Below are 13,096 nucleotides of genomic sequence, written 5' to 3' on the forward strand. Positions count from 1 at the left end.
TGGTCGCTATGGCTGAGATGAGTCCGTATCAGGTGTTGGGAATTAGCGAAGAAGCCTCCTTTGAAGAAATTCAATCGGCGCGGGCTAGGCTCCTGGCCAGCTTGGGCGCGGACGAACAGCAGCAGGAGCGGGTGGAGCAAGCCTACGATGCCATCCTGATGCAGCGCCTGCGCCTGCGCAAAGAGGGCAAAATCGCCGTTCCCGACCGCATTCGCTACGCCGAACAACGGGCTGCCCATCCTGAGCCGGAGCTGAGTTTGCCTCGCCCTGCTGCCCAAAATCCCCCCTGGGTCAGCCGCTGGTTGGATACCCCCTCTACCGCCGATGCCCTCTGGCCTGCAGCGCTGCTGGGTGGGCTGGGGGGTTGGGTTATCCTGGCTCCCGATGAGTACCCCTCGCTGCAACTGGCCTTGGGGCTGATGGCTTGTATCTATTTCCTGTACCGCAAAGAGCGCCGCTTCATTCGCGCTTTTCTCTTGGCCCTGGCGGGCCTGAGCCTGGGGCTGATGTTGGCCTACGGCATTGCCCTTCCTCTCACCGGTGGCGATGCTCCTGGTGCGCTGTTGGTGGGGATCACGTTTGCGGTGATGTGGTTGGTGACCAGCTTTTTGCGCTAGCTGCCGGTTTGCGACAGATATTCAACCTGGAACCTCACCTGCCAAACCGCCGCTGCCGCGACTGATAGCTAAGCAAGGCTTGGTGAAAAGCGGCTCGGTCGAAATCCGGCCAGAGAATGGGGGTGAAATACTGCTCGGTGTAGGCCATCTGCCAGAGCAGGAAGTTGCTGATGCGCATCTCGCCACTGGTGCGGATCAGCAGGTCAGGATCGGAGAGGCCGGTGGTGTAGAGAAATTGGGAAAAGAGGGCCTCGTCAATCTGATCCGGCTGCAGCAGCCCCTGCTGCACCAAGGTGGCAATGGAGCGGCAGGCTTGTAGGATCTCCTGTCGTCCCCCGTAGTTGAGGGCCACCGTCAGGCAAATGCCCTTGTTGTGCTGGGTGCAGGCCACCGCATGCACGATGGTTTCCTGCAGAGAGTGGGGCAGAGCCGACAACTGGCCGGCAAACTGGATGCGCACCCCCTGCTGCACCATTTCCCCCAATTCCTGCCACAGCACCTGCTCGAACAAAGTCATGAGAAAATCCACCTCCTCGCGGGCCCGGCCCCAGTTCTCGGTGGAGAAGGCATAGGCGGTAAGGGCTGGGATCCCCCAGTCATCACAACAGCGCAGCAGCTCCTTCAGGGCCGCTACCCCTCGCTGATGCCCAACACTGCGGGGTAAGCCCCGTTTTTGCGCCCAACGCCCGTTGCCATCCATCACCACCGCCACATGGCGGGGCAACAACTGCGGATCTAGGTCGGCAGGCAACTGCAGAAGATGGGCAGGAGAAAGGGTCATGGAGATTCAGTCTTCGGGGAGGGTTTTCTCAGGTTTGCGAAAGAGTTTAGTCAGATCGGCAAGGGATCCCCACCAGCGCAGCGGCCCATTGCGAAACCAGGGGTGGGCCCACAATCCCTTTAGCGGAGCATCTCGTTTTTTGGCATCGCGGGGATTGCGCAACCGCTGTACCAGCAGTTCGTGTAACTTGGCACTGGTCAGAGGCCGCTCGATGCGCCCACCCTCCGCCAGGGAAATGGATCCCGTTTCTTCTGAGACCACAATACACAAGCAATTGGTCTGCTCTGTGATCCCCATCGCAGCGCGGTGCCGTGTGCCCAGCTGTCGAGAGGCGGCCCGCTCCGAAACCGGCAGGATGACCCCCGCTGCGCGAATGCGATTCCGATGGATGACCACAGCCCCATCATGCAACAAAGTTGAAGTCTGGAAAATGGTCTGCAAGATCTCCCGCGACACCCGCGCCTGCAGAGGTACCCCTTTGTCGGTAAACACCCGCGAGTCAATTGGCTGCTCCGGCTCGATGACAATCAGCGCTCCTGTGCGGTTTTGGGAAAGTTCTCGCACTGCTTGCACCAGTTCTTCCACCAAATCTTCCTCAGGATCCTCCTCGTCATCGCCTGCGTTGCTCGGCCACTCCATGCGGATGGCTCTTGCCAATTGCTCCAGCAGCCGCCGAAACTCCGGTTGAAAGAGCACGCCCATGGCTACAGCTGCGCCCAGGAGCAGGCGATCCAAGATCAGGTGAACCAAGGGGAGAGAGGCTGTGGCCAGGTACAGCACCAGCAGCACTATAAATCCCCTCACCAGCACCCCAGCACGACTTTCGCGGGTGTAGTAGAGAGCCAAAGCCAACAGAAAGACAGCCAGAGCCCAGTCCAAGAGGCTGAGAAAGTTAAACTGCTGTAGCCAAGCCCATAAGGCCGCCAGCATGGCGAAAAACCCCGTTCACGCTCCCCTCATTGCGGACCTTCTGCCTGGTGCCGTTCTGCACCTCAGAACCCCCGTTGGACTGCGGCCCCCAGACCAGCCTACCACTCACCTCCTGGCTGTCTTCCAGTCTTTCTCGCATGAGGTGCGTTGGCTGCGGTCGGCGCTGCCAGGAAAGGCTGTGCCTCTACTGACCAGATGGGTATGGGCAAACTTCCCCTTCAACGCAGCAACCGCTCTGGCAAGACATCTTGACGGATTAAGTCGGCATAAGTTTCTCGCCGCACAATCAACTGGGCCTCTCCCTCGTTGACCAGCACCGCGGCTGGCCGAGGGAAGCGATTGTAATTGGAAGCCATGCTGTAGTTGTAGGCCCCCGTCGCCAAAACCACCAACACTTCTCCTGCCATTGGGGCGGGCAGAAGCACATCCTTCAACAGCACATCCCCCGACTCGCAGTGCTTGCCGGCCACCGTTACCCGCTGCGTGGCCTCTGCCTCTGGTCGGTTGGCCAGAAGGGCGGTATAGCGGGCTTGATAGGTGATCGGGCGCGGGTTGTCGGACATACCACCGTCGATGGTGATGTAGGTGCGTCCCTGGGGCAGGTCATCGCTGGGAGGGATCCGCTTTTGCCCCCCCAGGGTGTAGGCGGTCACGGCAGCCGGCCCAATCACAGATCGTCCGGGCTCACAGAGCACTTTCGGCAGAGGGATCCCAGCCTGGGCAAAGGCTTGTTGCACCGCCGTCGCCACAGTTTCCACCCACTCCGGGATGGAGGGGGGATCATCGGATTCGACATAGCGGATCCCCAGGCCCCCACCCACATTCAGCTCTTGTAGGGGCAACCCTCTGCCCAGCCCTTGCCGCCAGATCTGGGCCAGCACCCCCGCCAGGTCGCGGTGGCCCTGTAGATCAAAAATCTGTGACCCAATGTGGGCATGGAGCCCAACGCACTGCAGTTGGGGATGGGCTGCCAAAAAGTCAAACACCTCCGGCAGTTGCCATTGGCCGATGCCGAATTTGCTGTCGGTTTGTCCGGTGCGGATGTACTCGTGGGTGTGGACGTCAATACCAGGGTTAACCCGCAGGAGCAGCCGCGCTGGCCGTGCGGGCGTGGTCAGGGCCGACACCTGCTGCAGTTCGTACAGGCTATCGACCACCAAAGTACAGCCCGTCTCCAGGGCCAAGTTCAGCTCGTCGAGAGACTTGGCGTTGCCGTGCAGATAGAGATCTTCACCTTTGGCCCCCGCCTGCAGGGCCGTGTACAGCTCCCCGCCAGAAGCCACATCCAACCCCAGCCCTTCTTGCAGCGCCAATGCACAGATGGCCAGGCAATTCCAGGCTTTCGTGGCGTACAAAACCCGGGATCCCCCGGCGTAGCAGCGGGCCCAGGTGTCACGGTAAAGCTGGCAGGCGCGGCGCAGCGTCCATTCGTCCAGGATGTAGAGAGGGGATCCAAACTGGCGCACCAGCTCCACCACGTCGCACCCCCCAATTTCCAAGTGCCCCCGGCTGTTGATACGGCTGGTCAAGGGGCGCAAAGACTGGTTGGGGGAAAGGGTCTGCTCTGGATGGGTGGGAGTGCCGAGGGTCGAAATCATGGTCAGGAGTCAGAAAACTGTCTTAAACGATATCAAGTTCCTTATTCAGTTTGTCTTGAAAAGTGCCCAGCCCTAACCCGATCCCTTTATACCCAGCTCTGGGGCTGCCTCGTTCCGCTTCGACTCTGACTCCTCGGTTTTGAGATGGCTGACAATTGGCACAGTGGGAGTGTGTCTGACTTACGCAACACCTTCTGCTATGATGAAAGACCGGTGTCAACGGGTCGATGCCCGAGGGGTTAAAGGGGGCGGACTGTAAATCCGCTGGCTTACGCCTACGTTGGTTCGAATCCAACTCGGCCCACCATCGGCTTTGCCCACGTGGCTCAGTGGTAGAGCACCCCCTTGGTAAGGGGGAGGTCACGAGTTCGATCCTCGTCGTGGGCTTGGCGCTCTGAAGATGATCCCAGCCGCTGGCGCCAGAAGAGCTATGGCCCGAGCAACTGGGGAGATGACAAGAATCCTCCTCCTCGAGGGCGGGGAGTATGTCAAAATGCGGCAAGAACCCTCGAGTGGTCGCGATGATCCCACCGGATGGATCCCCCCTTGCTTCTGTTCCTGCCTGGCATAGCCTCACCCTCGCCGCTGCCATCCAGAAGTTGCAGACCGATCCCGATCGTGGCCTCACCACTCAGCAGGTGATCCAGAGGCAGCGGCAATATGGCCCCAATGAGCTGATCACCACTTCTGGCCGTAGCTCCTGGCAAGTTCTGCTGGATCAATTCCGCAACATCATGCTGCTGATGCTGATCGCCGTAGCGGCGATCTCAGCCACTTTGGACTTGCAAGAAGGCGAGTTTCCCAAAGATGCCCTGGCCATTTTGTTGATCGTTGGCCTTAACGGTGGCCTGGGCTATTTGCAAGAAAGTCGGGCGGAAAAAGCGCTGGCGGCCCTGAAAAAACTGGCCTCCCCTACTGTGCGGGTGGAGCGGGATGGCCTGTGGCAAGAAGTTCCAGCCAGCCAACTGGTGCCGGGGGATCGCGTGCTGCTGGAAGCCGGGGTACAGATCCCAGCCGATGGGCGCTTGGCCGAGGCCGTGAACCTGCAGGTGCGGGAAGCAGCTTTGACCGGAGAAGCCACCCCTGTAACCAAACAGGCAGATTGCGTACTCCCGCCGGACATCGAGCTGGGGGAACGGCGCAACATGGCCTTCATGGGCACCGAAGTGATTCAGGGGCGAGGGATCCTCTTGGTTACTGCCACCGGCATGAACACGGAGCTGGGCAAAGTGGCGAAGCTGCTACAAACGGTGGAAAACGAGCCCACCCCGCTGCAGAAGCGCATGAGCCAACTGGGCAATGTGCTGGTGTCGGGATCCCTGGCTTTGGTGGCCCTGGTGGTGGGGATAGGGCTGCTGCAAGCCGGGAGCATGGCCCCTTTCACCTCGCTTTTGGAAACTTCCTTGAGCATGGCCGTGGCCGTGGTACCAGAGGGGCTGCCCGCGGTTATCACTGTCACCCTGGCCATAGGCACCCAACGCATGGTGCGCCGCCATGCCCTCATCCGCCGCCTGCCAGCAGTGGAAACCCTGGGATCCGTCACCACCATCTGCTCCGACAAAACCGGCACCCTCACGGAAAACAAAATGGTGGTGACCGACATCGTTACCCCCGACCGCCACTACCACGTCAGCGGCAGCGGTTACATCCCCAAGGGCTCCTTCTACTGCGGCGGCCAGCTCATGGATCCGGAGAGCGCCCCAGATTTGCAGGCCATCTTGCGGGCCGTGGTGTTCTGCAACGATGCCCTGTTGCAGGCCAGCCTCCAACCCGTTGCCGGTCGCAACCCACGGTCTGCAGTTTCTTCTCCCCCTTCAACGCCCACCTGGTCCATCCTGGGGGATCCGACCGAAGCAGCCCTGCTGGTGGCAGCCGCCAAGGCCAACCTCCACAAAGGCTCTTTACAGGAGCGCTACCCACGGGTGCAGGAGCTCCCCTTCAGCTCGGAACGAAAACGCATGAGCGTGGTGATCCAAGAAAACGGCGGCTACTGCGTCTACACCAAGGGATCCCCAGAGCTGGTGCTAGAGCGGTGTGATCGTATCCAGAAAGGGGGCACTTGGCAGGAGCTGTCGGAAACAGATCGCCAAGCCATCCTCGGCACCAACAACCGCCTGGCCGCCCAAGGTATCCGGGTTCTGGGGGTAGCCACCCAGAGGCTAGAGCGGATCCCGGACAACGGGGAAGAGGTGGAGCACAACCTGGTTTGGCTGGGCTTGGTGGGGATGCACGATGCTCCGCGACCAGAGGCGCGAGAGGCCGTGGCCCGCTGCCGAGAAGCTGGGATCCGCACGTTGATGATTACCGGCGACCACCAACTGACAGCTGTTGCCATTGCCCGCCAGCTGGGCATTCTCGAGTCGGAGGATCAGGCGATTGACGGGCGTACCCTCTCCCGCTTGAGTTTCGAGGAGCTGCTGCAAACGGTACAAACCGTCAGGGTCTATGCCCGCGTCGCCCCCGAACACAAGCTGCGCATTGTCCAGGCCTTGCAAAAGCAAAACGAGTTCGTGGCCATGACCGGGGATGGGGTCAACGACGCCCCTGCCCTGCGCCAAGCGGATATTGGCATCGCCATGGGCATCACGGGCACCGATGTGAGCAAAGAGGCCAGCGATATGGTGCTGCTGGACGACAACTTCGCCACCATCGTGGCAGCCATTGAAGAAGGGCGAGTGGTCTACAGCAACATCCGCCGCTTTGTGAAGTACATTTTGGGCAGCAACATCGGTGAGGTGCTGACAGTGGCTGCTGCCCCCATCCTGGGCTTGGGGGATGTGCCGCTGACACCCCTACAGATCTTGTGGATGAACTTGGTGACCGATGGCCTGCCCGCTCTGGCTTTGGCTTTGGAACCGGCGGAGCCAGGGGTGATGCAGCGCCCCCCCTTCAACCCCAAAGAGAGCATCTTCGCCCAGGGGCTGGGAGCCTACATGGTGCGCATCGGCGTGGTTTTTGCCATCTCCACAATCCTCATGATGGCCATTGTGGAAGCCTACATCCCCCACTGGCGCACGATGGTCTTCACCACCCTGTGTATCGCCCAGATGGGCCATGCGCTGGCCGTGCGCTCCAACGAGAAGCTCACCATCGAGACCAACCCTTTTTCCAACCCCTACCTGCTGGGCGCGGTCCTGACCACTCTGCTCTTGCAATTGGCTCTGCTCTATGTGCCTTTCTTGCGCAGCTTCTTTGGCACAGAGGAGCTAACCCGCACTGAACTTTTGATCTGCTTGGGCTTTAGCACCGTGGTTATGGTCTGGGTGGAGTTGGAAAAACTCTATTGCCGCTGGCGCAAGGGATCCCGCTGAATCTTCACAATTATTTTTCACAATAAAGCATCTTCACAATAAAGAGTCTCTCTCCCTACTGCACCCAGAAACAAAGCTTTGAGCCAAGACTCATTTCCCCAAAAAGCCACTCTTGAGGAATCCTGCCCATTGCATAGAGGCCATTTCCGCAAGTTAGCTGAGCTTCCCCTTTTGACCTCCAAGATAAGCTGGAAAGACTTGCTGGGATACTGTGGAAAGGGGGCAGGAATCTCTGGGTTCTATGCACAGAGAGCTATGGGCGGTAGGGAAAACGGTGGGCCTGGTGGATCCCTCTGGCCTTGCCTTTTGGCTGCTGGGATCCCTCTTCTTGGCTCTCCTGCTGCTTGGCGTCAGCCTGGGGGAAAGTCAGCCGCTTTCTGTCTTCAGAGGGATCCTGGGATCCCTTTCTCGAAGATTTCCCTTCCAACCTCCTAGAGGCACCCCCAGCCCAGAGGCTCGTTTTCGGGCAGCCTTGGAAGCCAGCTTGGATGCTATTTACCTGCTGGAGGCGGTGCGGGATCCCGTTACCCGCGAGATCCGCGACTTTGTCTTTGTGGATGTCAACGCCAAGGGGGAAGAGCTCATTTCCCTCCAGCGCCGGCAGATCATCGGCCAGCGGCTGTGCGAGCTGCTGCCCATCAACCGCTGGGGGGGCTTTTTTGAGAAATACAAGCGAGTGGTGGAAACCGGCATTCCTCTGGAAGAGGAGTTCCCCATTTCGGGGCAGCCGGGCTTGAAGGCCAGTTGGATCCATCACCAAGTGGTGCCGGTGGGAGACGGGATCCTCATCACCAGCCGCGACATCAGCGAGCGGGTCAAGATGGAGCGGGCTCTACAGGAAAGCGAGTCTCGCTACCGCGCCCTCTACGAGGCCATTCCCGACTTGATTTTTGAGCTCAGCGCCGAGGGAGTCATTCTTCATTGCAAGCCTTCCCCTTACGTTCCCACCCGACATCCGCCTGAGTTTTACGTGGGTTGCCGCGCCCAAGACGTGTTTACTGGCTCGCTGAAAGAGCAGTATCCATCTCTGGCGGAGGGGGCCTTGGTCAGCCAGACGCCGCAGTACCTAGAGTACGAAGTTGAGATTGAGCCGGGGATCCGCTGCTATCGGAGAGCCTGCGTTGTCGCTCACGGGAGAGACAAAGTTTACATCCTGGTGCGGGATATCACCGAGCGGAAACAGGCGGAGTTGGCCCTTAGAGAAATGGAAGCCACCCAGCGGGCCATTCTCCAAGCCATCCCCGACCTCATCCTTCGCCTGAATAGCCAGGGCATCTGCCTGAGCTCTATTTCCGGAGGCGATGTCCATCTTGACTGCCCAGCAGAGCGCCACTTAGGTCGATCCCCCCGGGAAATTCTGCCGCCAGCGCTGGCCGAGCAGCGGCTTTTCTATGTTCAGCAAGCCCTGGCCACCCAAACCCAACAGCGCTACGAGTACAGCATTGAAGTCCGAGGGGAGGTACGCCACGAAGAAACCCGCATTGTGCCTCTGAACAGCCAGGAAGTCCTGGTGATCGTGCGGGATATTACAGAAGCCAAGCAGGCGGAGCTGGCCTTGAAAGCCGCTGAACAGCTGCAGCGAGCCATTCTAGAAGCCATTCCCGACTTGATCTTTCGCCTGGACAGCCAGGGCATTTGCTTGAGCTTTATCTCGGGGGGCGAGGTTCTTCTCTATGGCTCACCCGACACCTACGTGGGCCGATCCCCGCAGGAGCTTTTGCCACCGGAGTTGGCCGAGCGGCGGCTTTTCTTTGTTCAGCAGGCTATAGCTACCCAGACGCGGCAGCGCTACGACCAAAGCATCGAGATTGAAGGGGAGACCCGCCACGAAGAGGTGCGCATTGTGCCCCTCAACCCCCAAGAGGTGGTGGTGATCGTCCGCGATGTAACCGACAGGGTGCGATCCCAGCAGGCCGTCCAGGAAAGCGAGCAGAAGTTCCGGGCGCTGTTTGAGAATGCCGCTGTGGCCATCCTCATCCGCCATGCCGAGACCGGCGAGATCCTGGAGGCCAACTCCCAAGCCATTTCGGCCTATGGCTTCTCCAGCCTGGAGGAGCTGCGAGCCTTCGACGCTTCCGAGCAGTCTCCCTATCGCCGGGCTTTGCAGGGGAGGGAGTTTGCTTTGCAGCCCCACTTGGAGCAGGCCCGCTGCCAGGGATCCGCCCGCTTTGAGTGGCAATGGCAGCGGCAGGATGGCCAGGTTGTCTGGGAAGACGTGTTTGTGCAGCCCCTTGTCTTGCGCGGGATCCCTTGTTGGGTATTTACCGCAGTAGACATCACTGCCCGCAAGTCGGCAGAAGCGGAGCTGGAGCAGTTTTTCTCGGTGGCTCTGGATTTGCTTTGCATTGCCGATGCCCAAGGGTACTTTCGCCGTCTCAACCGCGCCTGGGAGACTACGCTGGGCTATTCTCTGCAGGAGCTGCAGAGCCGACCCTTTTTGGAGTGGGTTCACCCGGAAGATGTCCCCGCCACACAGGCCGCCATGCAGCAGCTTGTCGAAGAGAAACGGCTGGATCACTTCGTCAACCGCTACCGCACCCAGGACGGCAGCTATCGTTTCATCGAGTGGCGAGCCTCTTTGGCCGGATCCCTGATCTACGCCGCCGGGCGGGATATCACCCTAGCCAAGCTGGCAGAAGAGCAGATGAAAGCAGCTAAGGAAGCTGCCGAAGCCGCCAGCCGCGCCAAGAGCGAGTTCCTGGCCACCATCAGCCACGAGATCCGCACCCCCATCAACGCCATTTTGGGGATGACCAGTCTACTCCTGGACACCTCCTTGGATCCGCAGCAGCAGGATTGGGTACAGACCATCCGCTATGGAGGCGAGGTGCTGCTGAACCTAATCAACGACATCCTCGATTTCTCCAAGATCGAGTCCCAGAAGCTGGAACTGGAGGAAATGCCTTTTTCCTTGCTGCAGTTGGTGGAGGAGCTGCTGGATCTGATGGCAGCCCAAGCCCAGAGCAAGGAGCTGGAGCTGATGGCCTGGGTGGATCCCAACCTGCCGCCAACCTTGATAGGGGATCCAAGTCGCCTGCGGCAAGTTCTGGCCAATCTGCTCAGCAACGCCATCAAGTTCACCCCCCAGGGAGAGGTGGTGGTGACCGTCGAGGCCGGGGAGAGGGATCCCGAAAAGCAGTGGGTAAGCGTTCAGGTGCAAGATACCGGCATTGGCATTCCCCCCGAAAAATTGGATCGCCTCTTCAAGCCCTTCAGCCAGGTGGATAGCTCCATCAGCCGCCAGTTTGGGGGCACCGGCCTGGGCTTGGCCATCAGCCAGCGTCTCTGCCAGCTCATGGGGGGAGCAATCGGGGTGGAAAGTCAGCCGGGCCAGGGATCCACTTTTCGCTTTCGCATCCCCCTAAAGAGGCCAGACCAGGAGCTGTTGCCAACCGCCGCACCGGATCCGTGCTTGGCCGGCAAGCGGGTTTTGCTGGTGGAAGACAACGCCAGTCAACGGCAGTTGCTATCCCGACTGCTGAGCGCTTGGGGCATGGAGGTAACCTGTTGTGCCTTGGCGGCAGAAGCCCAGGCTGCAGTTAGAACTCGTCCTTTTGACCTGGCCCTTCTGGATGCCACCCTGCCAGACCGGGATGGCTTGACCCTGGCGGCTAACCTGCGGAAAGCGCAACCCCGCCTGTTACCGCTAGTGCTGACGGGGCGCAACTTCATCTCCACAGCAGACCCTCTCCCCACTTTGGCCAAGCCGGTCAAAGCCTCCCAACTGCGGAAGCTGCTGCTGGGGCTTGTGGGAGAAAAAGCTCCTTTCTCCTTATCTTCCTCTCCCACCGCTCCTCCCGCCGTTTGGGACGCTACCCTGGCCAGCCGCTACCCGCTTCAGATCCTGGTGGCAGAGGATAACCCGGTTAACCAGAAGGTGATTCGCCTCATGCTGGAGCGATTGGGCTACCGGCCCGACATAGTCGGCAACGGTCTGGAAGCCGTCCAAGCTCTGCGCCTGCGACCCTACGATCTGGTGTTGATGGATATGCAAATGCCGGAGCTGGATGGTCTTGCGGCCACCCGTCGCATCCGCGCTGAACTGCCTCCTGAGCGCCAGCCTCGCATTGTTGTCCTCACGGCCAATGTGTTTTCGGAAGGCCGTGCTGCTGCCCAAGCTGCCGGGGTGGATGGCTACCTCACCAAACCCTTGGAGCCAGCCGCCCTAGTCCGGGTTCTTCAGGGATCCCCTCCCCTTCCCATCCCGGCCAGCCAAGAAGAGGATCCGCCCCTCGACCCCGTTATCCTCGCCCAGATGCGGGCAGTCTTCAGCTCTCCAGAAGCCTGGCAGGAGATGATCCAAACCTACCGGCAGGACAGCGAAGCTCTATTGGGATCCCTGCGGCAGGCCCTAGAGCAGCGGGATCCCCAAGCCATTGCTCGGTTGGCCCACCGCCTCAAGGGCAGCAGCAGCACCCTGGGCGCCAAACGTCTGGCCGAGCTGTGTCAGCAGTTGGAAAAGCTGGTTCATGCCGAGCCAGCCAGTTCTGTAAAATGGGATACTATAGAGCAAGCCGTGCAGAAGCTGGAGGTGGCATATCGGCAAGTTATCCTCAGTCTCTGAGTGCAGAGCTTTTCTCCCTCTCCTCTCGATGCCTATGCTGAGGCCCAATCCCCATCCTCCGGCCAGCTCGCCGGCGGTTCCTGAGGCCCAGGCGGGATCCCCCTCGCCTGAAAAGAAGCCGTTGGTGTTGGTGGTGGACGATGAGCGCAGCCAGCGACTCTTGGTTCGCTACGCCCTTGAGCGAGAAGGCTACCAAGTCCTGGAAGCCAGCAGCGGCGAAGTCTGTCTGCAGCTAGCCGCTCAACACCCAGTGGATATGGTCTTGCTGGATGCGGTCATGCCGGATGTGGATGGGTTTGAGTGCTGTCGCCGCCTCCATGCTCAAAACTCGGATCTGCCCATTCTCATCGTCACGGCGCTGGAAGATGAGTCCTGCGTGGATGAAGCCTTTGCTGCCGGGGCCAGCGATTACATTTCCAAGCCCATTCGTTGGGCGGTTTTGAAGCGGCGCATCCGCCACCTGATCCAGGCCAGCCAAGCCCAACGCCACCTGCGGGAACTTAACCAAGCCCTAGAAGTCAAAGTGCAGGAACGTACCGCCCAGCTGGCCTGCCAGGTGCAGGATCTGCAGCAGCTCAGCCGCCTTAAGGATAGCTTTCTGGCCAGCGTTTCCCACGAGCTGCGCACCCCCCTCACCAAGATCAAGCTGGCCCTGGAGCTATTGGGCCGCACTCCTCTCAACGAGAAGCAGTGCCAATACCACCGCATCGCTTTGGAAGAGTGTCAGGCTGAAATTGAGCTGATCAACAAGTTGCTGGATCTGCAGAGCCTAGAAGCCAAAGAGTTGAGCTCTGCGGCTGCCGCCATCGATCTCCACAGCCTTTGCACAAGCCTGCTCGACGGGGTGCGAGAACGGGCTCAGGCTCGGCAACTGAAGCTGGAGATGGCGGAGCTGACCTCACTTCCCGCAGTGCTCTACAGCTACCCGCAGCAGCTAACCCTGATCCTGAAGGAACTGCTGGAAAATGCCTGCAAGTTTACCCAGCCGGGCGGAACCCTCCGCTTGGAGGTGCAAGCCTTTCCCGGTGGGGTTGAGCTAAGGATTGGCAACACCGCCCAAATCGAGCCTGACCACCTGCCCCACCTTTTCGAACGCTTTTACCGGGTGCCCTCTGAGGATCCCTGGGCGCAGCCGGGCAGCGGCCTTGGATTGGCCTTGGTGAAGCATTGGGTGGAGTATCTGCAGGGCCAAGTCCGGGTCACCAGCCAGAAGGGATGGACTTGGTTTGTCCTTTGGCTGCCCAGCCTAGAGCCCTCCAACCGTTGACGCCCAAAGGCGGGTGGGAGGCAGCGAT

The 13,096-nt window shown here is 60.1% G+C and carries 7 protein-coding genes and 2 tRNA genes; 6 read left to right on the forward strand and 3 right to left on the reverse strand.

Going from position 1 to position 13,096, the window contains the following annotated elements; translation table 11 throughout:
- Positions 1 to 8: 8 nt before the first annotated feature.
- Positions 9 to 617, forward strand: a complete 609-nt coding sequence (locus tag NW828_RS01405) for a CPP1-like family protein (RefSeq protein WP_414380970.1) — start codon at positions 9 to 11, stop codon at positions 615 to 617.
- A gap of 34 nt (positions 618 to 651) precedes the next feature.
- Here the strand turns inward: NW828_RS01405 and NW828_RS01410 are convergent, their stop codons facing one another.
- The 3 genes from NW828_RS01410 to lysA all read right to left on the reverse strand — a co-directional run bounded on the left by NW828_RS01410 (position 652) and on the right by lysA (position 3,926).
- Positions 652 to 1,398, reverse strand: coding sequence for an isoprenyl transferase (locus tag NW828_RS01410; protein ID WP_011433250.1), 747 nt, complete (start codon positions 1,396 to 1,398; stop codon positions 652 to 654).
- A 6-nt stretch (positions 1,399 to 1,404) separates the two neighbouring features.
- Positions 1,405 to 2,328 (reverse strand): diadenylate cyclase CdaA, encoded by a 924-nt coding sequence (gene cdaA / locus NW828_RS01415; RefSeq protein ID WP_414328940.1) that lies wholly within the window; start codon positions 2,326 to 2,328, stop codon positions 1,405 to 1,407.
- A 218-nt stretch (positions 2,329 to 2,546) separates the two neighbouring features.
- Positions 2,547 to 3,926 carry a diaminopimelate decarboxylase gene (gene lysA / locus NW828_RS01420; RefSeq protein WP_414380971.1) on the reverse strand — a complete coding sequence of 460 codons (1,380 nt, stop codon included), beginning with the start codon at positions 3,924 to 3,926 and terminating at the stop codon, positions 2,547 to 2,549.
- A 221-nt stretch (positions 3,927 to 4,147) separates the two neighbouring features.
- Here lysA and NW828_RS01425 point away from each other — a divergent pair.
- From NW828_RS01425 to NW828_RS01445, 5 genes are all read left to right on the forward strand, one after another.
- A tRNA-Tyr gene (locus NW828_RS01425) sits at positions 4,148 to 4,233 on the forward strand.
- Between the two features lie 8 nt (positions 4,234 to 4,241).
- Positions 4,242 to 4,313 (forward strand) — tRNA-Thr (locus tag NW828_RS01430).
- A gap of 134 nt (positions 4,314 to 4,447) precedes the next feature.
- Positions 4,448 to 7,237, forward strand: coding sequence for a cation-translocating P-type ATPase (locus tag NW828_RS01435; RefSeq protein WP_414380988.1), 2,790 nt, complete (start codon positions 4,448 to 4,450; stop codon positions 7,235 to 7,237).
- Between the two features lie 241 nt (positions 7,238 to 7,478).
- A complete protein-coding gene (locus tag NW828_RS01440) occupies positions 7,479 to 11,801 on the forward strand; it encodes a PAS domain S-box protein (RefSeq protein ID WP_414380972.1) in 4,323 nt (1,440 codons plus the stop codon).
- A 34-nt stretch (positions 11,802 to 11,835) separates the two neighbouring features.
- A complete protein-coding gene (locus NW828_RS01445; protein WP_414380973.1) occupies positions 11,836 to 13,068 on the forward strand; it encodes a response regulator in 1,233 nt (410 codons plus the stop codon).
- The last annotated feature ends 28 nt before the right edge of the window (positions 13,069 to 13,096 follow it).

The organism is Synechococcus sp. W55.2 (genome assembly GCF_047461635.1).
In the GTDB taxonomy this organism is placed as follows: Bacteria; Cyanobacteriota; Cyanobacteriia; order Thermostichales; family Thermostichaceae; genus Thermostichus.

Coding starts and splice junctions, on each gene's coding strand:
- NW828_RS01405 (WP_414380970.1), top strand. CDS start 9: ATGGCTGAGATGAGTCCGTATCAGGTGTTGGGAATTAGCGAAGAAGCC.
- NW828_RS01410 (WP_011433250.1), bottom strand. CDS start 1,398: ATGACCCTTTCTCCTGCCCATCTTCTGCAGTTGCCTGCCGACCTAGAT.
- cdaA (WP_414328940.1), bottom strand. CDS start 2,328: ATGCTGGCGGCCTTATGGGCTTGGCTACAGCAGTTTAACTTTCTCAGC.
- lysA (WP_414380971.1), bottom strand. CDS start 3,926: ATGATTTCGACCCTCGGCACTCCCACCCATCCAGAGCAGACCCTTTCC.
- NW828_RS01435 (WP_414380988.1), top strand. CDS start 4,448: ATGATCCCACCGGATGGATCCCCCCTTGCTTCTGTTCCTGCCTGGCAT.
- NW828_RS01440 (WP_414380972.1), top strand. CDS start 7,479: ATGCACAGAGAGCTATGGGCGGTAGGGAAAACGGTGGGCCTGGTGGAT.
- NW828_RS01445 (WP_414380973.1), top strand. CDS start 11,836: ATGCTGAGGCCCAATCCCCATCCTCCGGCCAGCTCGCCGGCGGTTCCT.